This is a genomic window from Corallococcus sp. 4LFB (assembly GCF_046520365.1).
GTDB classification, from domain to species: Bacteria; Myxococcota; Myxococcia; order Myxococcales; family Myxococcaceae; genus Corallococcus; species Corallococcus caeni.
Genome location: NZ_JBKGHJ010000091.1, coordinates 1 through 20461, shown reverse-complemented (window position 1 = coordinate 20461; position 20461 = coordinate 1). Strand labels below are relative to the sequence as shown.

20 protein-coding genes are annotated in these 20461 nt (G+C 71.2%); 13 read left to right on the top strand and 7 right to left on the bottom strand.

The genetic code is table 11. The features are described 5' to 3' along the window. The 7 genes from ACLEQD_RS12775 to ACLEQD_RS12745 form a co-directional block, all read left to right on the top strand. Positions 1 to 1383: hypothetical protein (locus ACLEQD_RS12775; RefSeq protein ID WP_410383937.1), on the top strand; the 1383-nt coding region annotated here is incomplete at its 5' end. Then, positions 1380 to 4373, top strand: a complete 2994-nt coding sequence (bamD, locus tag ACLEQD_RS12770) for an outer membrane protein assembly factor BamD (RefSeq protein ID WP_410383935.1) — start codon at positions 1380 to 1382, stop codon at positions 4371 to 4373. The genes ACLEQD_RS12775 and bamD, both read left to right, overlap by 4 nt. Continuing rightward, positions 4298 to 4651 carry a tetratricopeptide repeat protein gene (locus ACLEQD_RS12765; protein ID WP_410383933.1) on the top strand — a complete coding sequence of 118 codons (354 nt, stop codon included), beginning with the start codon at positions 4298 to 4300 and terminating at the stop codon, positions 4649 to 4651. The genes bamD and ACLEQD_RS12765 overlap by 76 nt, the downstream gene beginning before the upstream one ends. Continuing rightward, entirely contained in the window at positions 4648 to 5145 is a 498-nt protein-coding gene (locus ACLEQD_RS12760; RefSeq protein ID WP_410383931.1) for a hypothetical protein, read from the top strand. Before ACLEQD_RS12765 ends, ACLEQD_RS12760 begins: the two co-directional genes overlap by 4 nt. Beyond that, positions 5142 to 5780 carry a hypothetical protein gene (locus tag ACLEQD_RS12755; RefSeq protein WP_410383930.1) on the top strand — a complete coding sequence of 213 codons (639 nt, stop codon included), beginning with the start codon at positions 5142 to 5144 and terminating at the stop codon, positions 5778 to 5780. Before ACLEQD_RS12760 ends, ACLEQD_RS12755 begins: the two co-directional genes overlap by 4 nt. After that, on the top strand, positions 5780 to 7687 hold the full coding sequence (locus ACLEQD_RS12750) for a tetratricopeptide repeat protein (RefSeq protein ID WP_410383928.1): 1908 nt from the start codon (positions 5780 to 5782) through the stop codon (positions 7685 to 7687). The genes ACLEQD_RS12755 and ACLEQD_RS12750 overlap by 1 nt, the downstream gene beginning before the upstream one ends. Before the next feature lie 88 nt (positions 7688 to 7775). Further along, positions 7776 to 8489, top strand: coding sequence for a laminin G domain-containing protein (locus ACLEQD_RS12745; RefSeq protein WP_410383926.1), 714 nt, complete (start codon positions 7776 to 7778; stop codon positions 8487 to 8489). A 7-nt stretch (positions 8490 to 8496) separates the two neighbouring features. Here the strand turns inward: ACLEQD_RS12745 and ACLEQD_RS12740 are convergent, their stop codons facing one another. Together ACLEQD_RS12740 and ACLEQD_RS12735 are read right to left on the bottom strand one after the other, a co-directional pair. Next, positions 8497 to 9246: a hypothetical protein gene (locus ACLEQD_RS12740; protein WP_410383924.1), complete on the bottom strand. Its 750-nt coding sequence runs from the start codon at positions 9244 to 9246 to the stop codon at positions 8497 to 8499. A gap of 177 nt (positions 9247 to 9423) precedes the next feature. Further along, complete coding sequence (locus ACLEQD_RS12735) at positions 9424 to 11040, bottom strand: hypothetical protein (protein ID WP_410383922.1); 1617 nt, start codon at positions 11038 to 11040, stop codon at positions 9424 to 9426. 291 nt (positions 11041 to 11331) lie between these two features. Here ACLEQD_RS12735 and ACLEQD_RS12730 point away from each other — a divergent pair, with 291 nt between their 5' ends. Continuing rightward, positions 11332 to 12042 (top strand): hemerythrin domain-containing protein, encoded by a 711-nt coding sequence (locus ACLEQD_RS12730; protein ID WP_410383920.1) that lies wholly within the window; start codon positions 11332 to 11334, stop codon positions 12040 to 12042. Here ACLEQD_RS12730 and ACLEQD_RS12725 read toward each other — a convergent pair. Continuing rightward, positions 12023 to 12520: a hemerythrin domain-containing protein gene (locus tag ACLEQD_RS12725; RefSeq protein ID WP_171422175.1), complete on the bottom strand. Its 498-nt coding sequence runs from the start codon at positions 12518 to 12520 to the stop codon at positions 12023 to 12025. The genes ACLEQD_RS12730 and ACLEQD_RS12725 overlap by 20 nt on opposite strands. Before the next feature lie 10 nt (positions 12521 to 12530). Continuing rightward, complete coding sequence (locus ACLEQD_RS12720) at positions 12531 to 13175, bottom strand: hypothetical protein (protein WP_410383918.1); 645 nt, start codon at positions 13173 to 13175, stop codon at positions 12531 to 12533. Positions 13176 to 13231: 56 nt separating this feature from the next. Here ACLEQD_RS12720 and ACLEQD_RS12715 point away from each other — a divergent pair, with 56 nt between their 5' ends. From ACLEQD_RS12715 to ACLEQD_RS12705, 3 genes are read left to right on the top strand one after another with little or no spacing between them, the layout of a single operon-like run. After that, complete coding sequence (locus tag ACLEQD_RS12715) at positions 13232 to 14074, top strand: LEA type 2 family protein (RefSeq protein WP_410383916.1); 843 nt, start codon at positions 13232 to 13234, stop codon at positions 14072 to 14074. Between the two features lie 14 nt (positions 14075 to 14088). Continuing rightward, a complete protein-coding gene (aat, locus tag ACLEQD_RS12710; RefSeq protein WP_410383914.1) occupies positions 14089 to 14775 on the top strand; it encodes a leucyl/phenylalanyl-tRNA--protein transferase in 687 nt (228 codons plus the stop codon). A 10-nt stretch (positions 14776 to 14785) separates the two neighbouring features. Beyond that, positions 14786 to 15709, top strand: a complete 924-nt coding sequence (locus ACLEQD_RS12705; protein WP_410383912.1) for a hypothetical protein — start codon at positions 14786 to 14788, stop codon at positions 15707 to 15709. Positions 15710 to 15715: 6 nt separating this feature from the next. On the opposite strand, the gene ACLEQD_RS12700 is transcribed toward ACLEQD_RS12705, so the two are convergent. Both ACLEQD_RS12700 and ACLEQD_RS12695 read right to left on the bottom strand, forming a co-directional pair. After that, entirely contained in the window at positions 15716 to 16714 is a 999-nt protein-coding gene (locus ACLEQD_RS12700; protein ID WP_410383910.1) for a hypothetical protein, read from the bottom strand. Positions 16715 to 16774: 60 nt separating this feature from the next. Continuing rightward, the gene (locus ACLEQD_RS12695) at positions 16775 to 17578 is read right to left on the bottom strand and encodes a hypothetical protein (RefSeq protein ID WP_410383908.1); all 804 of its coding nucleotides are present in this window, start codon (positions 17576 to 17578) and stop codon (positions 16775 to 16777) included. Between the two features lie 55 nt (positions 17579 to 17633). Between ACLEQD_RS12695 and ACLEQD_RS12690 the strand changes: the two genes are divergently transcribed. Beyond that, positions 17634 to 18971: a hemolysin family protein gene (locus tag ACLEQD_RS12690; protein WP_410383906.1), complete on the top strand. Its 1338-nt coding sequence runs from the start codon at positions 17634 to 17636 to the stop codon at positions 18969 to 18971. Further along, positions 18971 to 19321, top strand: coding sequence for a hypothetical protein (locus ACLEQD_RS12685; RefSeq protein ID WP_410383904.1), 351 nt, complete (start codon positions 18971 to 18973; stop codon positions 19319 to 19321). Before ACLEQD_RS12690 ends, ACLEQD_RS12685 begins: the two co-directional genes overlap by 1 nt. Positions 19322 to 19441: 120 nt before the next feature. Here the strand turns inward: ACLEQD_RS12685 and ACLEQD_RS12680 are convergent. Beyond that, on the bottom strand, positions 19442 to 20461 hold a 1020-nt coding region (locus tag ACLEQD_RS12680), incomplete at its 5' end, for a pre-peptidase C-terminal domain-containing protein (protein WP_410383902.1).

The window sequence follows — 20461 nt, the reverse complement described above, 5'->3', positions numbered from 1 at the left end:
CCGCCGCCGCCGCAGAAGGTGCCGCCGGAGACCTTCGACAACGCGCTCAAGGCGTACTTCGACGGCAATCCGCGCGCCGCCGCCGGTCCGCTGTACGCGTGGCTCCAGGCCACGCCCCGCACGGATGACAACTACGCGTGGGGCCAGTACTTCCTCGCGCGCAGCCTCATCGACCTGGGGCTCACCCACGCGGGCGCGGCGTACCTGGCGCGCATCGCGCGCGAGCGCACCAACCCCAACGTGCTGCCGCGCGCGCTGGACGCGCTGAAGGGCCTGACGGACCGGCCGCACGACGAGGTGATGATCGACGAGCAGGTCTTCGGCGCGCTCGACCTGGGCTTCCTCCCGGATGAGACGGGCGCCTACGCGCACTACCAGCAGGGCCTGGTGGACCTGCGCGTGGGCAACGAGCGCTGGGCGAACACGCACTTCTCCAAGCTGCCGGAGACCAGCGCGGAGGCGAGCCACGCGAAGTTCGCGCTGCTCGTGACGCGGCTCAAGAAGGTGAAGGATCCGCCGGACGAGATGGTGAAGGACTTCCTCGACCTGTCCCAGGACGAGAAGCTCACCCGCGAGGCGCGCAACGAGGCGGCGCTCGCGGTGGCCCGCCTGCGCTACGAGAAGAAGGACTTCACGGGCGCGCTGGACGCGTACGGCAAGGTGAAGCTGCCGGAGCTGGACCCCGGCCGCGCCAGCCTCTACCTGGAGGAGGCGTGGACCCGCTACAAGCTGGGCGACCTCCGCGCGGCGCTGGGCATCCTCACCACGCTGGACGCGCCGTCCTTCCGCGATGAGTTCATGCCGGACAAGTACCTGCTGCGCGCGCTCATCTTCCGCGACCTGTGCCACTACCTGCCCGCCAAGCGCGCGGCGAAGGAGCTGACGCGCCGGTACGCGGACTCGCTGGAGTCCGTGCGCAACCGCGAGGACCTGAGCCAGGACGCGCGCCTGCGCCGCGCCGCCAACGCGCACGGCGGCACCCAGCGCGCCGCGAAGTTCGTGTCGCTGCTGGACCTGGAGGGCGAGCGCCTGGGCCGCTTCGCCGGCAGCTTCGGCGACCGGCTCTTCGGGCACCTGACGCGGCTGTATGACCTGTCCCACGCGGAGGCCGTGCGCGTGTACGACTCGCGCTTGCAGGAGGCCGTGCGCCAGGAGGCGGACACGCTCCTGCGCGCCGCCGAACAGGTGCGCCTCATGGAGTACGAGGTCGGCCTCAAGCTGTACGAGCGCGTGAAGAAGGGCGCCCAGGTGGTGGCGGCGGAAGAGGAAGAGCTGCTGTCGCCCGCCCAGGTCGCCTTCAAGTTCGACAACGAATACTGGAACGACGAGCTCAAGTCCTACCGGGTCCGCATCGAGAGCCGTTGCATCGAGGAAACCCCATGACCGGCCCGTTCACCGGCCTCATCACCGCCGCGCTGCTCGCGGCCGCGGCCCCCGGCCCTGGCGGCCGCGTGGGACCCAACACCAACCCCATCGTGTCCAAGGCGAAGGAGCGCGAGGAGCTCGTCGCCAAGCTCAAGCGCGACATCTTCAAGGTGGACCGCGCCATCGGCGAGACGGAGAAGCTCATCTCCAAGAGCCGCAACGCCCCCTACCTGCCGGACCTGCAGTTCCGGCTGGCGGAGCTCTACGTCGAGAAGAGCCGCTACGTGTACTACCTCCAGGCGGAGACCCGGCCGGAGGGCGCCACGGGCGCCATCGTCTCCCCGGAGACGCGCCTGATGAAGCAGAAGGCGGTGCAGATGTACTACCGCCTGCTGCGCGAGTACCCGGACTTCAAGGACGGGGACCAGGTGACGTTCTACCTGGCGCACGAGCAGCGCGAGCTGGGCCAGTTCGACGAGATGCTCAAGACGCTGGGGGACCTGACGCGCAAGTACCCCAACAGCCCGCTGCGCCTGGAAGCCGAGCAGATTCTGGGTGACCACTTCTTCGACAAGGCGGACCTGGTCGAAGCGGAGCGGCACTACCAGGCCATCCTGGAGCTGCCGCCGTCGCCGGTGCACGACCTGGCCCGCTACAAGATGGGCTGGATCCGCGTGAACCAGGCCAAGCACGCGGAGGCCGTGACGTTCTTCGAGGCGGCGGCCGCCAGCGCGCCCCTGCCCGGCGTGGACGTGAAGAAGGCGCTCAACGTCAAGCGCGAGGCGCTGCTGGACCTGGTCTACAGCTACACGGAGGCCAAGCCCCCGAAGGGCGCGCTCAACTACTTCGAGAAGCTCAGCGAGGGCCGCGCCACGTACGCGCTCGCGCTGGACAAGCTGGGCAACCGCTACTTCATCAAGCAGCAGTACGAGTGGGCCATCCCCGCGCTGCGCAAGCTGATGGAAGTGCAGCCGGACCCGGAGCTGGACCTGGAGCGCGGGCAGAAGCTGTATGACTCGCTCAAGGCCGCCAAGGGCAAGGTGATGCCGGAGCCGGAGGACATCCGCTTCCTCGTGCGCGCCGCGGTGCAGAGCAAGACCGACCCGGAGGTGGCGGAGGCCGACCGCAAGAAGCAGCTCGCGGAGCTGGAGGAGATGGCGCGCGACCTGTCCACGCAGGTGCACCTGGCCGCGCAGAAGGCGGACTCGCGCGAGCTGTACGTGAAGGCCGCGGACGCCTACCGCGAGTACCTGGGCCTGTTCCGGCCGGAGCAGTACGTGCGGCCCATCATGAAGAACCGCGCGGACGCGCTCTTCGCCGCGAAGGAGTTCCCGGAGGCCGCGCGCCAGTTCGAGGAGCTGGCCCGCTACGAGGACAAGGCCAAGGACGACAAGGCCGTGGACACGGCCATGTACGGCGCGCTCCTGGCCCACTTCTCCACGCTCAAGCCGGAGGAGGCCCAGAAGCGCAACGCCTTCGAGGTCGCCGACGCGCGGCAGGCGCTGAAGCTCCTGGGCGCGTCCTACGTGTCGCGCTACCCGCAGAGCCCGCATGTGCTGGACGTGAAGTTCAACATCGCGCGCGCCTACTACGAGGACGGCGAGTACCCGAAGGCGGCGGAGCTGTTCACCGCGTTCGCGCTGGCGCACCCGCAGTACAAGGACGCGCCGGTGGCGGGCAACCTGGCCCTGGACAGCCTGCGGCAGGTGAACGACTTCAAGAAGCTGGACGAGACGGGCCGCAAGTTCCTCGCGTCCGCGCTGCCGTCCGGCTTCCGCGGCGAGGTGCAGAAGATCCTCACGCAGAGCAAGGCCGAGGCCCTGGACGAGCTGGCCCTGCGGAGCGCGCAGGAGACGGGCGACGTCATCGAAGGCCTGATGAAGGTCGCGGACGAGAACAAGAACACCGACATCGGCGAGAAGGCGCTCTACGGCGCGTTCACCGCCGCGCGGGAGAAGCGCGACCTGCCCCGCGAGCGCGAGCTGGGCGCGAAGCTGGTGCAGTCCTACCCCAAGAGCCAGTACCTGTCGGACGTGCTCCTGACGCTGGGCCGGCACGCGGCGGAAGCCGCGGCCTTCAACGAGGCGGCCGGCTGGTTCGAACAGGTGGGCCAGAAGCTGACGGGCGACCTGGCGTCGGTGGACGGCTGGATGGCCGGCGCCCGCCTGCGCATCGCGCTGGGTGAGTACAAGGAAGCGTCCCGCAACCTGGAGACGGCCGCCGAGGCCTCGGGCGCGCGCAAGGGCGAGGTGCTGTCGCTGCTCGCCGAGACGCGCCTGAAGCAGAAGGACTACGGCCGCGCGAAGACGGCGGCGGAGACCGCGCTCAAGCTGGACAAGAACAACGTGGCCGCCGCGGCGGTGCTCGCGGAGGTGCAGGCCACGACCGCGCCCACCGCTCCGCCGGACGCGCTCATCTCCACCCTCACCGCCGCGGTGCAGGGCCCCAACGGCCAGACGGAAGAGGCGGCCAAGGGGCTCTGGTACCTGGGCGAAATCCTCTACCGCGGCTACAAGGACCTGCCGGCGGACAAGGTGGAGGAGAAGGTCGCCGCGCTCCAGGCCATGGAGGGCGTGTACACGCAGGCCGCGTCCCTGGGCTATCCGGAGTGGGCGGTGGCGTCGCTGTGGAAGATTGCCCTGGCGTACGGCCACATCGCGGACGTGGTGGACCAGACGCCGGTGCCCGGCGGGCTGTCCGCCGCGGAGACGAAGCAGTTCCAGGACGCGGTGAAGCAGCAGGTGGGGCCGCTCAAGGCCCGCTCCGACGAGGCCTTCAAGGCGTGCCTGTCCCGCGCGGAGTCGCTGGAGGTCTTCAACGGCCGCGGTGGTGGGCTGCCGCAACCGCACGGACGTGGCCGCGCTGCCGGTGCCGCCCCGGCGCGCCCACGCAGCCCGCGGCGCTGGAGGACCTGCGCAAGAAGGCGGAGAGGGTGCTCACCGCGGAGGCGCTGGAGGCCCTGGGCATGGGCTACCTGGACGCGCACCAGTACGGCATGGCGCAGCTGACCTTCGGGCGCGTGACGGAGCTGCAGGACACGCGCGCGTCCGCGCACGCGGCGCTGGGCTGGGCCATGCTCAACCTGGGTGACGCCATGGGGGCCCGGGCGGCATACGCCAAGGCGCTGGAGGCGGACCCCACCTACGACAAGGCCCGCCTCAACCTGGCCGCGCTGCGCTGCCGCTTCGGCGACACGGACGGCGCGCGGCGCGAGCTGGCCGTGCTCAAGGACATGGGCACGCTCAACGGCCCGGACGTGGACGCCGGATGGAAGGCCTGCAAGTGAGCGCGCCCTTGCGCCTCATCGCTCCGGTGCTGGTCGCGCTCGTCTCCACCGCGTGTGGTGACGAGGGCGGCAAGCTGGAGGGCAGCGTGACGGAGCTGCTCGACCTGCGCTACCAGCGCACGGAGGCCCAGCTCGCGGAAGGGACGCTGGCGGTGAGCTTCGTCAACACGCAGGGCAGCGGGCAGGACGTGGTGTTGAAGGTGAGCGCGCGGGTGGCGGACATGCTGCCGGACACCGAATACGCGGGTTCGCTGGACATCGACCTGGCGGAGGCGCTGGAGGACGGCTCGCAGCGGGGCAGCGTGGACCGCAGCGTGCTGGACGAACCGGTGCGTCCCTTCCCGCCGCTCGTGCGCGGCAACCTCTTCGTGAAGTCCCTTCCGAAAACCACCGGAGACCGCGTGTCGGGCGAGTTCAACGTCACCTTCACCAACGGCACCGACGTCTACTCCGGCCGCACCATCTTCAGCCGTTTCGAGGCCACTGCTCCATGAAGCGCCACCTGCTCCTCAGCCTGTCCCTCCTGACCGCCGCCTGCGGCCCGAGCTACGGCATGCGCGTGCCGGACACGCTGGTGAAGAAGCTGCCGTACGAGACGCGCATCGAGCTGCTGGAGGCGGAGAACGACCTGGCGCTGGCCATCGACCGCGTGGACGAGGCGGACAACGAGGTCAACCGCGCGCGCGACCACATCCGCCGCGCGAAGTCCCGCCAGGAGGCCGCCGAGGACGAGGAGGACCGCGCCCAGGACGCCTCGTCGCGAGAGGTGGCGCAGCTGGCCATCGCGGAGTCCGAGTCCCGCGTGGAGTACCTGCGCGCGCACCAGCGCCTCAATGTGGGGTTGCGCGAGGTGGAGCAGCTGTCCCTGCGCTGCGCCTTCGCGCGCTTCGAGCTGGCGCGGCTGACCGCGGCGCGCAAGGCGAAGGTGCAGGGCAGTGAGCGCCTGGAGCCCAAGGACTTCGAGGAGCAGGTGTCCGAGTGCGAGGCCGAGGTGAAGGAGCAGCGCGCCAACCTCGCCGGGGACACGAAGGAAGCGCAGGCGGCGAAGGAGGCGTGGGAGGCGAAGAAGGCCGCCCTCGCCAAGAAGACCTTCGACGCGCGCGCCAGCCCGTACGTGGAGAACCTGTGATGACGAAAGCCGGCGTCCTCCTCCTCCAGTTGTTGACGGCCCAGGCCCCTGCCCCGGAGGCGACTCCGCCGGAGAAGCCCGTCAGCGCCCCGCGCGCGGACAAGCTCCCGGACGACCCGGACGCGCTCTACAAGCTGGGCACGGCCTTCCTGTCGCAGAACCAGCCGCGCCGCGCGCTGGCGCCGCTGACGAAGCTGGTCGAGCTCACGCCGGACGGCGTGCCCGCGAAGGTGGCGCTCGCGCGCGCGCTGCGGCTGTCGGGTGACGTGCCCAAGGCCAAGGCGCTGCTGGACACGGCGCTGGCGGCCTTCCCGGAGGAGGCCACGCTGCGCTCGGAGCGCGGCCTGCTGGCGCGCATCCAGGACGACACGGACGAGGCCATCACCCAGTACTCCGTGGCGACGGAGCTTTCGCCGAAGGACGCGGAGCTGCGCTTCAACCTGGGCGAGGTGCTCCAGCGCGCGAACCGCACGGACGACGCCATCGAGGCGTACCGCGAGGCGCTGAAGCTGGACGGCGCGCTCCAGGTGGCGCGGGTGAACCTGGGCAAGGCGCTGGCGGAGAAGGGCCTGGGCGCCGAGGCCAAGGAGACGCTGCGCGAGGCCATCCGCCAGAAGGACAGCGACGCGGAGGCGCACTACAACCTGGGCGTCGTGCTGATGCGGGAGAACGACGCCACGGGCGCGTTCGCGGAGTACCAGGCGGCGCTCAAGGCGGACCCGAAGCACGCGCGCGCGCAGAACAACCTGGGCGTGGTGCTGGACGGCCAGGGCAACGCGCGCAAGGCGGCGGAGGCGTTCCAGAAGGCCATCGCGTTGGATCCGAAGTACGCGGAGGCGCACTTCAACCTGGGGCTCGCGTGCTTCCAGCTGGGGGAGAACGCCCGGGCGACGAGGGCCTTCGAGAAGGCGCTGCTCCTGGAGCCGCGTCGCGCGAGCGGCCCGTACACGCAGCTGGGCCAGCTGTACCTGGCGCAGGGCAAGAAGACGCAGGCGGTGTCCGCGTTCCAGAAGGCCATCGAGAAGAGCGCCGACGACGGCAGGAAGACGACGGAGGCGTACCAGGGCCTGGCGCGCGCGTACCTGGCGCTGGGCAAGGTGGACGACGCGGTGGCCACGCTGAAGACGGCGGTGGAGACCTTCCCGGACGACCCCGGCACCCGCTCGGGCTACGGCGACGCGCTCAAGGCCAAGGGCGACCTGGACGGCGCCATCGCGCAGTACTCGGCCTGCGTGAAGCTCCAGCCCACGGTGGAGAACCGGCTGGCCCTGGCGGATACGTACGCCAGGAAGCACGTGGGCGCCCAGGCGCGGCCCCTCTACGAGGCCGTGCTCCAGGAGGACCCGAAGCACCGCGCGGCGAAGCTGGGCCTGGCGGACCTGCTGCTCTCCATGGGCGACTACGCGGCGGCGGAGAAGCTGCTGACGCCCGCGCAGGGCGAGGAGGCGGACACGGCGGCGCTGGCGCGGCTGGGCATCCTGCACTCGCGGCGCGGCCGGCCGGAGCTGGCGGTGCCGGAGCTGGAGGCCGTGGTGGCGAAGGACCCCGCGCAGCTGGAGGCCCGCGCGGAGCTGGGCTTCCTGTACCTGCGCGGCGGTGACGAGTCCAAGGCCCTGCAGGTGCTGAGCGACGTGCTGGCGGTGGAGCCGCGCAACTCGCTGGGCCTCCTGTACCTGGGGCACACGCTGTACCGGCAGGGCAAGCTGCCGGAGGCGGAGAAGGCCTTCCGGGGCGCGTCGCAAGTGGACGCGAGCGCGGGCGAGCCGCACTTCGCGCTCGCGCAGCTGCTGGAGGCCACCAACCGCAAGCCCGAGGCGAAGAAGGAGTACGAAGCGGCGGTGAAGTTGCAGCCAGACCATGCGGACGCGAAGTCCGCGCTGCAGAAGCTGGCCGTCGACGTGCCGTGACGTGCGCGGCGGGGAAGCCTTCCCGCTGCCCCAGGGGTTGAGTCCGTGCTGGAGTGGCACGCTCACGCAGTCCCTGGGGAGGTACGTCATGAAGGTGCGGATGGGATTCGCCGCGGTATTGCTGCTGGGCCCGCTGACGGCGGGCGCGGTGAGCCAGAAGCTGCGTTACAGGTTCGAGTCGGTGTCCGACCCGGTGACCACCGTGGTGGACGACAGCGGCAAGGGCCACACGGGCACCGTGCAGGCGGCCAACGGCGGCACCGTGACGGTGGAGGCGGCGGGCTACGAGGGCCAGGGCGTGCGCTTCCCCGCCGTCTGTGTCGGGACGACGTGCGCGAAGGCGTTCATCAGCGCGGCGGACTCCGTGTCGCTCAACCCGGGCACGGCGCTGTTCTCCTTCGGGGCGCGCGTGCGCGTGACGCTCGCGGAGCTGAGCACGGACCACGGCTCCAACCTGGTGCAGAAGGGGCTCTCCTCCACGGCCCAGTGGAAGTTGCAGCTGGACGACGCGGTGGCGGGCAAGCCCAGCTGCGTGGTGCGCACCACCGGCGGCGCGGACGCCGTCATCGTCAAGTCGTCCGTGGGCATCGCGGACGGCACCTGGCACAAGGTGACGTGTCAGCGCACCAGCACCACGCTGACCATCCTCGTCGACAACGTGGCCCGGGGCAGCGCGCTGCTCGCCAGCACCTACGACATCAACCCCACGGGCCAGTCCGTCGGCATCGGGGCCAAGAGCGCGGGGAACAACAACGACCAGTTCCACGGCGCCATGGACGAGGTGTACTTCAACCTGGATTGAGTCCGGGCTACTCGTGTGAACGCATGAGCTCCCCCGGCAGCGCCGGCCCCGTGGGCGCGGGCCGGGGTGACTCCGCGAGCGTCCTGCCGAAGCGGTAGCGCGCCTCCGCGTGGACGCCGAAGGACTCGCCTCCGGCGCTCGCCAGCAGCACGAGGTCGTCGTCGGGGCTCGCGCCCGCGGGCAGGCCCAGGGTCCAGGGCACTTCGCGCGTGTCCCCGTCCAGGACGATGGGCGCGGTGGGGCCTTCGCGGAGGACCGTTCGCGGCGGCACGCGCAGGGAGACCTGCACGGGCGCGGTGAAGCCCGGGCTCCGGTCGAACCGCGCGACGAGCCGCACCGTGTCCGCGCTGACATCCACCACGCGCCAGGAGACGTGCAGCGGCGCGGGGATGCGAGCCGTGGCGGGGAGCACCGTGGGCTCGGGCGCCGTGCGGTCCGTCGCCGTGGCGCCGTCCTCCGGGCCTCGCGTGAGCGCGATGGAGCGGGGGGCCGCCACCGCGTCCGGGGCGCGCGGCTTCACGGGGGCGGGCCGGGAATCGTGGCGCTCGTGCGACGGCAGGTCCCAGGAGCCCATCCCGTGCGAGGGAAGCGCCACCGAGCGCGCGGACGCGAGGAGCGTTGGCGACGAGGCGTGGACGGGCTTCTCCTTCGCATGGAGGGGTGGCGCTGAAGCGCGGAGTGGCTTCTTGCGCCGCACGCGGTCCACGCCGGCTGCCATCCCCGCCGACAGCGCTCCGACCAGCGCCAGGGCCAGCACGGCCCCGCCACGCGTTTGCGCATCAGGGGACGCAGGAGCTTCAGGGGTGCGGCTCGCCGGCTTCGCGGCATCGAACGTGGAAGCTTCATGGGCACGGGGACACGGGCGCGGGGCTTCCGCTTCGCGGGGACGTCATCGGCACGGACACGGATGCGGGGCTTCCACTTCGCGGGGACGTCATGGGCACAGGGGCTCGTGGCTGGGGTACGGGAAGGCGGTGGCGGGCTCCGTCGCCGCGTCCACCAGGGTGCGCGGGAAGCCCTGGCACCTCAGCGCGTCCAGGAAGTCCGCGAGGCACGGTGAGGGTCTGCCCGTGTCCACCACGTCCGTGAGCGCTCCCTTCTCATCCTGCTTCCAGGTGTGCCGCGTGTAGCCGCGCGCCCAGGGGGAGCGATTCATCGCGGGGGCGGAGAGCGCGTCGTAGAGGGGCTGGCTCGACGAGGTGCCGGTGGCCGCGCGGTAGAGGATGGCGGCCACCTCGTTCTCGTCCACGGACTGGAGCAGACCGGCCTCCGCGCGGGGCCGCGTCCAGGGGCTGACCGAGGAGGCTCGCGCGGACAGGTCCACCCAGAACATCGTCCCGCCCTGCCGGTCGAAGTAGCGGGGACTGCGGCGCGCGTCGGCGCTGAACCACGTGGCCCAGCCCTCGCTCCACGCCTGTCCCGGGAAGGTGGGCACGCCCACGAAGTGCGGACCGCCCTCCTCCGGGCTGGTGCCCCGGCTGGCCATCACCCAGTGCCCCAGCTCGTGCATCACCATCGCGTCCGACCACCACGCCGCATCCGAGTCCCCCGGCAGCCACACCTGCGACTCCCAGCTCCGGCCCACCGCCGTCACCGGCCAGGGCGCGAAGCACGCACCGCAGGACCAGGTCGTCCCGAAGCCCAGCCACGCCACCACGGGCAGCCCGTCGCGTCCGCCGTAGCGCTCGCGCATCCGGCGCCAGGCCGTGCCCAGCACGTCGAACACCGCCGCCGCGCCGGATCCCTCGGACTCGGTGAGGGTGAAGTCGGGTTGTCCGGACAGCTCGCGCGTCGTGCGCGACCAGCTCCAGATGCGCGCCGCTTCGCCCGGCACCGTCGTCACCGACTGCGCCCCCGTCAACGCCGGATCCGCCACCGCGTAGGCCACCGCGCCGTCACGTCCCCGTCCCGCCGCGTACACGACGACGCGGTCGTCCTCACCGAATGAGGACGGCACCTTCAGCGTGAAGCGGCCAGCGTCATCCGTCACCTGCGAGTCGAGCACCTTCGTGCCCTGGAACGACACGATGAGGAAGCCCCGCGCGGGCACGGGGTCCCACTCCAGGGCCCACGTGCGGAACTCCGCATCCGGGAAGCGGCGTGCGTAGCGCACCGTGCCGCTCAGCGTGGGCCCGGGCGCTCCACAGAAGCCCCGGCCCGGCGCGGCGGTACAGGCCACGTCACAGGCCCGCGTGACCCAGCGGCCGTTCGTGCACACCTGCAAGGTCCGCGACTCCGTGCATCGCGAGACACCGTCGACACACGCCGTGCCCGAGACACAGGCGACCTCGGGCGATTCGACACAGGTCGTGTCCTCCGCGCAGTCCTCCCGGTGCACGGCGCCCCCTTCACACCGCTCCAGCACGCGAGGCCCCAGGCACCGTGACGGCGCGGGGAGCTGATCACACGCGAGCGAGGGCCGGGCGGTCTCCTCGGGCAGCGACGTGACGCAGGCCGCGCAGGCCGCGCCCTCGCAGTCCGCGGCACAGGGCGTCAGCTCCGCGCCCGGGTCGCAGCCCGCGAGCCCAGCAGGGCCACGAGCGCCCAGCACCACACCCAGACGCCGCGTCCCACCAGGAGAAGACCTCGTTCGAGCCAGCGCCCCACAGCGGGGCGGGATGCGAGCGAGAGGACAGCACGCACGCCTTGAGCCCGGGCAGAGCCGGGAGGACGACGGCCCCCTGCCCGCCCGCCTCCCGCCACCGCCCGGACCTGCTGGCCGATTGGTCGACATCCGCGCTCGGAGTTCGATTGTGCGGCGCGGCCCCGCCGTGGATCTTGGGTCCACCGTGAGCGGCCGAGCCCTCCTGAGCCCCGACGCGCTCGCTCGAGGAGCATGGCCATGAATGAGGCATCCAGCCGTCGCGGCTTCCTGTCCGCGGTCGTATTGCTGGGCGTTGGAGGCACGGCAAGCGATGCCGTCGCCGCGACGCCCAAGGCGGAGGGCAAGTCAAAGCCCGCGGAGGTGAACGCCACCGAGGACCTGATGCGCGAGCACGGCATCATCCGCCGCACGCTCCTGGTGTACGACGAAGTCGCTCGCCGCCTGGGCCTTCGTGAAGAGAAGGCCCCCGTGGAGGTGCTCGCCCGGGCCGCCCGCCTCATGCGCGACTTCGGTGAGGGCTACCACGAGAAGACGGAGGAGACGGAGGTCTTCCCCCGGCTGGTGAAGGCGGGCCAGCAGAAGGAGCTCGTGCAGGTGCTGCTCGTTCAGCACGCCGCCGGGCGCAAGGTCACCGAGGCCCTCCTGACCGCGACGGCCGGTCGCGACGCACTCACGCAACCCCAGCAGCGGGCCGAGGTCGCGCGGCGGCTCACCGGGTTCATCCGCATGTATGCGCCGCACGCCGCGCGGGAGGACACCGTCCTGTTCCCCGCGTTCCGCGACCTCTTCGATGCGAAGCAGTTCGACGAGCTCGGCGAGCGCTTCGAGGAGCAGGAGCACCGGCTGCTGGGGAGCGACGGTTTCGAGAACGCGCTCAAGGAGGTGGCCTGGCTGGAGCGCGCGCTCGGCATCCACGACCTCGCCCGGTTCACGGTTGCGGAGAAGTAGAAGCCTCCGTGCGCGCGAGGAACGCGGCCAGCAAGGCCCGCCGCTCCTCCTCCCCCAGCACCCCATCCAGCGCGGGGAACAGGTACGTCTCCTCGCGCAGCGAGTGGTGGTGCTCCAGGTGCTTGAACGTGCTCTCCATGTCGAACACGCGCAGCACCGCGCGGCGGTAGTCCGGGGCGCTCGCGTCCAGCGCGTCCACGGCGTCCTGACACTTCGCCAGCAGCTCGCGCATGCGCTGGTGCTCGCCGGTGAAGAGCTCCGGCGCGGCGCCGCGAATCCGTCCGGCGCGGGGCAGCTCCGGCAGCAGCAGCGCCTCCTCCGCCTCCAGGTGCCGCGTCAGCGCCTCGCGATAGCGCGACAGCCGTTCACGCGCCGCGGGCAGGTCCATGCCCATCAGCGCCTCCTGGTGCAGGAGGAACAGCTCTTCCAGGTCGCGGTGGAGCGCACCCAGGCTGACGAAGTCGGTGGGCCCGGACATCGAAAGCCCTTCAGTGCACCTTGTCGTCGCGCACGTGGGCCTCGCGGACCACTCGGGGGCGCGGCGTCACCATGCGGGCCACGCCGGAGTAGAGCTGATCCTCCGTGTAGACCTTGCGCACGCGGCGGTGCGACGCGCGCGGGTGGTAGGCCGGGCCTGGGCGCTCCAGCCACTGGAGCACCCGCACCTCGCCGGAATACGCCAGGTCCGCGAGCAGCGCCTCCGGGCACAGCTTCAGGTAGCGCCGCACCAGCGGCCGCAGGCGGCGCCCGAACTCCGCGCCCAGCTTCGCGTGGCGGCGGCCCGCGTGCAGCGTGCCGTCGAAGCGCAGCGAGATGTGGAAGAGCTCGTGCATCAGCGTCTCCAGCCGCGACTTCGCGGTGGAGCCCCGGAAGAAGAGCGGGCGCAGCGTGATGCAGTACAGGATGCGGCGGCCCCGAATGCGCACCACCGGCTTGCGCCGCCCCGCCTTGTCGATGCTCTTGCCCCCCTTGAAGCACAGGGGCTTCACCGTGCCGCGCGACGCCCGGCGGGCCTCGCCGGCGACGACGAGGATGCGGCCCACCTTCACGTGCCCGAACTCGGGCATGCGCGCGGCGATGTCCCGGATGAGGGAGCGCAGGGTCCGGTTGAAGTTGGGACGTCGGGGAGCCACGGTTGGTGGACAGTCTAGCGGAAAACCCCTTGGGAGCAGCCCCTGCCCTCCCCAGAATGTCCTGCGTGAATCGCTCGACCTGCCTGATGACCCTGGTGTCCGCGCTGTTCGCCCTCTGCGCCGGGTGCGCCTCCGCCCCGGTCCGCTCCAGCGCCCCCCCCGCCCTGACGGCCCAGGAGACGACCGTCGTCTCCCAGGGGCTCACCGACGCCTCCGTGCGCTACACCGGACAAGTCACCGGCACCGCCACCGGCGTCGTGGAGCGCGCCGACTACGAGCTCGTCGCCGACGGGCAGGTGGTGAAGACGGGCTCCGTGAAGCTGGGGGTGCCGTTCGCCCCGGGCACGCCCGCGGACTTCTCCATCGAGGAGAAGTCCGCCTACGTGAAGGGCCCGGAGGACCTGGCCCGCCTGAGCGCCCAGGGCGGCACGGTGCTCATCGCGCTGCGCGGCACGCTGGTGGTGCGCTCCGGCGGCAGCGAGGACAGCCTGCCCTTCGCCGCCAGCCGCGCGGTGCGGGTGCCCCACCTGCCGGAGGTCGTCGTGGAGAGCCTGGACGCGGCCCGCTACTCGGCGGAGGAGGTGCAGATCAACCTGCGGCTGGGCGTGCGCAACCCGAACCCGTTCCCGCTGCGGCTCGACTCGCTGACCTACCAGGTCACCGTCGCGGACCGGCCCCTGGAGGAGGGGACCGCCGCCCAGGCGGACACGGTGGATGCGTCCGCCACGGGCGTGTACCCGGTGGAGATCGCCGTGACGGCGCAGTCCTGGGGCCCGGGCGTGAAGGGGCTCATCTCCAAGGGCGTCCTGCCCTACAGCGTGAAGGGCGAGGTGAAGGGCCCCCTGCTGCAGGTCCCCTTCTTCCTCAAGGGTGACGTGAAGCTCAACGTGTCCCGCTAGACTGGGGCGCGCGCGTGCCCATCTACCTGCTGAGTGACGACGAGCCGGAGCTGTTCCCCCCGCCCTCCAAGGCGGACAAGAGCGGCCTGCTCGCGGTGGGCGGCGACCTGCGCCCGGAGCGGCTGGTGGCGGCCTACGCGCAGGGCATCTTCCCCTGGTACAGCGAGGGGCAGCCCATCCTGTGGCACTCGCCGGACCCACGCTTCGTGCTGGAGCCGGAGAAGCTCCACGTAGGCCGTTCGCTGCGCAAGGTGATGAACCGGGGCACGTACACGGTGCGCTACGACACCGTGTTCGCGAAGGTCATCGACGCGTGCTCGCGCGTGCACCGGCCGGGGCAGGACGGCACCTGGATCACCGACGCCATGAAGCAGGCGTACATCCGGCTGCACGAGCTGGGGCTGGCGCACTCGGTGGAGGCGTGGGACGGCGAGGTGCTGGTGGGCGGGCTGTACGGCGTGTCGCTGGGCGCGGCGTACTTCGGGGAGAGCATGTTCGCGCTGGCACCGGACGCGTCGAAGGTGGCGTTCGCCACGGCGGTGGAGCGCTTCAAGGGCTGGGGTTTCCAGCTCATCGACTGCCAGGTGGAGACGGAGCACCTGGAGCGCTTCGGCGCGGAGTCCTGGCCGCGCAAGCGCTTCCTCGCGGCGCTCGACCAAGCGCTGAAGGAGCCGACGCGGCGGGGGCCGTGGACGGAGTAGGCTTCACCGGATGGACGTCCACTACACCTGGATTGGCCCCCCGCCGCAGGACCGCAACCGCGACATCAACGCACCGAAGGCGCTGGCGACGCGCTGCGCGGGCCAGAGCGTCAAAATCTATTTCTGGTGTCTGGACGCGCAGGTCGCGACGTACGAGCGGGACTTCGCCGCGCACAAGAACGTCACCGTGCGTGGGATGGAAGCGTTCCTGACGAAGGCCGGCACGAAGGCGTATCGCTGGTACTACTGGTACCAGGAGTCGGACGACTGGGCCGTCGCGGCGATGACGGACATCCTGAACTGGGGCCTGGCGCACGGGACGCCGCCCTCGTACCGGGCCTTCGTGAAGGACGCGTGGTCGCTGTTCCTCATGTACACGTGGGGCGGCTACGTGCTGGACGCGGGCGTGGGGCCGCACGGCGGCGGCACGTTCGCGCTGCCGGAGCCGAAGGGCTTCATGGCGCCGTCCCTGACGAGGGAGGACGCGCTGTCCATCCGCCGCTTCCAGCTGTCCCGGCTGGCGGGGTGGCAGGCGCAGGGCGACGTGACCCTCAACGACATGCGCGTGGACGAAGTCTGCGGCGCCATGAACTACGCGAACCCGGACGACGGGGTGACGGAGATGTGTCCCCAGTTGGAGGTGTGGATGCTGGGGAGCCCGCGCTACGCCAAGGGCGCCTGGGCGGCGCTCAAGCAGTACTGCGTGGTGTGGAAGGAGATGCAGCAGAACAACACGCTGGTGAGCGCGACCGCGCCGCAGGTGTTCCGCTACCTCATCGCCGGCTCCGTCTACAACGGCCTGACGCGCACGCAGAAGGGCGCCGTCCAGGCTCCGCACGGTTCGTTCTGGTACTGCACGGACAACAAGGACGGCACGGTGGACGTGCCGACCCTGAAGCTGCGCAAGACGTATCACGGCTCCAGCGCGCAGTAGCCAGCGCTACTTCTTGCACGGGGACAGCGTGCGCTTCGCGTGGAGGAGGTCCTCTTCCGTGGGGCTTCCGTAGCGCACGGCCTTCGGCGCGGCCTTGAGCTTCTGGTAGTCGTACGCGTAGAGCACGCCCAGCTCCCGGCTCAGGATGAAGCGCGGACCGCTGAAGTCCCAGAGGCCTCCGAAGAGCTGGCCTCCCGGCTTGAGCGGCGTCAGCGCCGTGCTCTCCCGCCCCCGCACGAACAACATGGACAGGTCGTCCGTCGCCCAGTTGCACGGGTTGCTGCCGTTCCTGTGCAGATAGGAGACCGTCAGGTCGAACGCGCCCTCGCCCTCGTCGCCCGTCACGCCGAAGTACTCCCACAGCCGCGCGCACTCCGGCGCAGCGCAGTCCTGCGGCGGGATGTGCTCCGCGTAGTCCGGCGGCATGCCGTCCATCTCCTTGCCCGTCAGGCTCCGGTTGGGCCGGCGCAGCACGCACCCCGTGGGCTCGTCCTTCTGCCGCAGCGCGATGGGCGTGCCCGGAAGCCGCCCGGGCGGCAGCACCTCGCACTCCATCGCCAGCTCCGCCATCAGGTACGTCTGGCGGTCCTCGTCCGTCCCCATCCGCACCGCCCAGTACGCGATGGGCGTGCCCTTGCACGCCTTCGACTTCTCCTTGCCGAACACCCAGATGGACGCCTTCTTCGTGTCCAGCGCGCCCAGCTTGCGCGCCATCTCCATGGGCACCGGCTTCACCCCGGAGCGGCTCCGTGCCCCCGCCCGGAAGAACCTGTCCTTCGAGGCCGGGATGATGGCCTGGTGCACCAGCCAGCCCAGCCGGTCGATGCCCACCTGCCCCATGGCCGTCATCGGCAGGAACTCCGGCTTCACCGGGCAGCCCCGGTCCAGCTCCGGCATGTCCACCACCACCGCCGAGCCGTCATCGTCCTGCGCCCACGCGGCCCCAGGCCCCACCGTCAGCGCCAGCACCAGCGCGAACCCCGCGCGCATTACTCCGTTCGTCATTCCGTCGGACCTCCACCCACGGTCATACCGCAAGCGGAAGCGCTCCGGCACGGCCCACGCTCAGCGCGGCTTCTTCGACGGCGCCTTGCGCTTCACTGGCGGCGGAGCTGGCGCCACCCCGGCATCCGGCGCGGGCACGTCCGACACCGTCGCGTCCATCGCCTCCTGCGTCGCGGAGTCCTCCGGCTTCGGCGGCGCCTCCACCTCCGTGCGGTCCTCCAGCGGCACGCGGCCCACCGCGCGGTTGAACAGCTCCCACAGCGCCTTGCGGTGCCCGGCCCGGTCCGTCTTCCCCGACAGCACCAGCCCCGCGCCGCTGTAGCGCACCGTCAGCCCCGGCGGCAGCCCCGCCTCGAAGTCCTCCAGCTGCGCCTGGAGCTGCGGCACCGCGAACGTCAGCTCCAGCTGCGGCGCCAGGTACGCGTGCGTCTTGAGGAACGTGCGCAGCGCCAGCCGGCACGCGTTGTCGTTCACCGTCGCCGTCAGGGCAGGCTCCGCGCCCTCCGTCGCCTTCAGGTCCGGGCACGCCTTCTTCGCCGCCGCGAGCTCGGAGGCGTAATTCTGAAGCTCGATGGGCCCCACCATCACCCGCCACACCGCGAAGCGCCCCTCCGCGTACAGCAGCACCCGCGCGATGCCGGCGTCGTGGGGCGTCAGCAGCAGCTCGCCGCTCCGGGACAGCGCCTCCGCCGTCACCACGGAGGGCGCGTCGGACTCCGCCCAGTCCACCGCGGTGAGCTTCTGGAACTTCTCCTTGCCGGGCTCCAGCGTCAGGGCCTGGTCCACCGGCCAGGCCAGGGCCGCCGAGGGCGCCGCCAACATGCCCAGCAGTCCGCCAATGACGTACATCCGACGTCCCCGCATGGTGCCTCCCGCCAGGGTGGTATGCCCCTCTAGCACGGGATAAGAACCTCCCCCTATGCCTACCTGGACCCTCTGGGTCGCCTGCCTGGCCCTCTGTTTCACGAGGTCCCTGGTCGCCGCCGCGGAGTCCGCGCTCTATGGGACGTCCGACCTGCGCGCCCAGGAGCTCGCGGAGGAGAGCAAGAGCGTCGCCGCCCGCCGGGTGCTCCGTCACAAGACGGACCGTGAACCCGCCGCCACCGCCCTGCGCCTGGGCATGGTGCTGTCCGGCTTCCTCGCCGCCGCCATTGGCGCCTTCGTCCCGCCGCGCCTGCTGGACTTCAGCCGCTACGCGGAGGCCACCTGGGTGCCCGTCGCCACGGTGTGCGCGGGCGCCCTCTTCGTGGGCGTGCTCGCCAGCCTCATGGAAGTCACCCTGCGCGGCCTGGCCAACGGGAACCCGGAGCGCTGGGCGCTGCGCCTGTCGGGCCTGGTGTCCCTGCTGGTGACGGTGCTCTACCCGCCCATGCGCCTGATGCTGGGCCTGCTCAACCTGGGCGCCCGCACCATGGGCCGCACCCTGCGCTTCGAGCCGCCGCCCCCGCCCCTGGAGGAGCTGGAGAAGCTGCTCGCCGCCCAGGCCGCGCGCAACGAGGTGGACAAGAGCGCCCCGCAGCTCATCCGCTCCATCTTCGAGCTGTCCGACAAGCGCTGCCGCGACGTGATGGTCAACCGCACGGACGTCGTCTCCGTGGACATCACCACCCCGCCGGAGGAGGTGCTGCGCATCCTGGCGGAGGAGAACCACTCGCGCATCCCCGTCTACAAGGACGACGTGGACCACATCGTCGGCGTGCTGCACGCGCGCGACCTCATCCCGCTGCTCCAGCACCCGGAGCTCATCGTCCTGCAGGACGTCATCCGCCCCGCCCATTTCGTGCCGTGGATGAAGCCCGTGGGGGACCTGCTGCGCGACATGCAGAAGCGGAAGATCCACATGGCCATGGTCGTCGACGAGTACGGCGGCTTCATGGGCGTCGTCACGCTGGAGGACATCCTCCGCGAAATCGTGGGCGACATCGGCGACGAGTTCGAGGTGGAGGAGAAGCTCGTCGAGAAGATGGCCGACGGCAGCTCGCTGGTGGACGCCGCCATGGAGGTGGATCAGTTCACGAAGGTCTTCGGCTTCCCGCTGCCGGAGGGCGACTTCGACACGCTGGGCGGCTACCTGTCCTCGCTGGCGGGCCACCTGCCCGACGTGGGCGAGCGCTTCACCTACAACGGCTGGCAGTTCGTCGTGGCCACCAAGGAGGGCGCCCGCATCGACCGCGTGCGGATGTCCCGCCTCAAGAGCCTCGTCCCCGGCGCCCGGACGGCGCGCCCGCGACGCAGGCGCCCGCCGAGGGCCGGGTGATGATTGGCGCGCAGGCCGTGCAGGCCAGCGACGACGAGGCCTGGTACGAGGGCGCGGCCAAGGCGGCGCGGGCGGCGGTGACGGACAACTCCGCCAACCGGCCGCTGGAGCAGGTCGTCATCGCGTCCAGCACGGTGAACGGCCGGGTGACGCGCGTGGGCAAGGACACCCTGCACGTGCGCGACGGCGAGGGCACCGTCTACGAGCTCCAGCTCGACCCGCGCAGCCGCGGCCTCCGCCGGGGCCAGCGCGTGCCCCTCAAGGAGCTCCAGGAGGGCACCCCGGTGCGCGCCCGGTTCGTCCTCATGGGCGGCCGCACCGTCGCCCGCGACGTGCAGGTGCGGCGCTAGGTCCGCCGCCCCTTCGATGCCTGAAACGACGACACCCGGGAAGCCATGGTGGCTCCCCGGGTGCCTGTCTTCGTCCCGGGCCCCCTCACGCGAGGGGAGCCGGGCTGGAAGCGGGTGCGGCTAGTAGACGGCCTTGAGCGTCACGCCCGAGTAGGCCGTGTACCCGCGGATCTTCACGTAGTACTTGCCCGCGGTCGTCTTGCTCAGGGTGCACGTCTCCGCGTTGCCGGAGCGGTACGGACGGCAGTCGTACGTGCTGGTCGTCGGCGAGGAGCCGAAGCGCACGTACAGGTCCGCGTCACCCGTGCCACCGGAGGTGGTGATGGTGACCGTCGTGTTCGCCGGCACGTCCAGCGTGGTCCACTCCGTGGTGAAGGAGCCGGAGGCGCCGGAGATGCCCGTCACCGCCACGCCGCTCTGCAGCACGTTGCCGCCACCACCGCCGGGGGCCGTGTAGCTGCCCTTCAGCGTCACGCCCGAGTACGAGGAGTAGGCGTTCAGCATCACGTAGTAGGTGCCCGCCTGGATGTTGGTGATGGTGCACGTCTCCGCGTTGCCACCGACGTACGGACGGCAGTCGTAGGTGGACGCGTCCGGCGCGGCGCCGAAGCGCACGTACAGGTCGGCGTCACCCGTGCCACCGGAGATGGTGAACGTCAGGCCCGTCGCGCCCGAGGGGACCACCAGCGAGAAGTACTTGTTGTTGCCCGTGCTGTCGGACAGGTTCGTCACCGCCGTGCCGTTGGTCAGCGGGGTGGAGGTCGGGGGAGGCGTCGTCACGCCCACGCCCACCGCTTCCCAGGCCGCCTTCACCGCGTCCTGCGTGGCCTGGTCGTAGCCCAGGTCCGCCGCCGCCTGGATGGTCAGCGTCTTCGCCTGCGAGAAGTTCGTGCTCGCCGTGTAGAGGTCGGTGTTGGCCTTGTACCAGATGCGGCCGGCCTTCTCGACGCCGATGGCCGGCACGTTGATGGTGCTGCGGCCGCGCGGGTGCGTGCCACCCTTGGACAGCAGCGCGAACGCCAGGTTGGGCACGCCGGAGCTGTAGTGCACGTCCGTGCCGGACGTCACGTTGGCCGCCCAGTCCTTGGACGCGCCGTCCTTCGCCGGGTCGTCCATGTAGCGGAGCGCGTCACCGGCGGT

Coding starts and splice junctions, on each gene's coding strand:
- bamD (WP_410383935.1), top strand. CDS start 1,380: ATGACCGGCCCGTTCACCGGCCTCATCACCGCCGCGCTGCTCGCGGCC.
- ACLEQD_RS12690 (WP_410383906.1), top strand. CDS start 17,634: ATGCCTACCTGGACCCTCTGGGTCGCCTGCCTGGCCCTCTGTTTCACG.
- ACLEQD_RS12695 (WP_410383908.1), bottom strand. CDS start 17,578: ATGCGGGGACGTCGGATGTACGTCATTGGCGGACTGCTGGGCATGTTG.
- ACLEQD_RS12750 (WP_410383928.1), top strand. CDS start 5,780: ATGACGAAAGCCGGCGTCCTCCTCCTCCAGTTGTTGACGGCCCAGGCC.
- ACLEQD_RS12700 (WP_410383910.1), bottom strand. CDS start 16,714: ATGACGAACGGAGTAATGCGCGCGGGGTTCGCGCTGGTGCTGGCGCTG.
- ACLEQD_RS12715 (WP_410383916.1), top strand. CDS start 13,232: ATGTCCTGCGTGAATCGCTCGACCTGCCTGATGACCCTGGTGTCCGCG.
- ACLEQD_RS12730 (WP_410383920.1), top strand. CDS start 11,332: ATGAATGAGGCATCCAGCCGTCGCGGCTTCCTGTCCGCGGTCGTATTG.
- ACLEQD_RS12725 (WP_171422175.1), bottom strand. CDS start 12,520: ATGTCCGGGCCCACCGACTTCGTCAGCCTGGGTGCGCTCCACCGCGAC.
- ACLEQD_RS12705 (WP_410383912.1), top strand. CDS start 14,786: ATGGACGTCCACTACACCTGGATTGGCCCCCCGCCGCAGGACCGCAAC.
- ACLEQD_RS12755 (WP_410383930.1), top strand. CDS start 5,142: ATGAAGCGCCACCTGCTCCTCAGCCTGTCCCTCCTGACCGCCGCCTGC.
- ACLEQD_RS12745 (WP_410383926.1), top strand. CDS start 7,776: ATGAAGGTGCGGATGGGATTCGCCGCGGTATTGCTGCTGGGCCCGCTG.
- ACLEQD_RS12685 (WP_410383904.1), top strand. CDS start 18,971: ATGATTGGCGCGCAGGCCGTGCAGGCCAGCGACGACGAGGCCTGGTAC.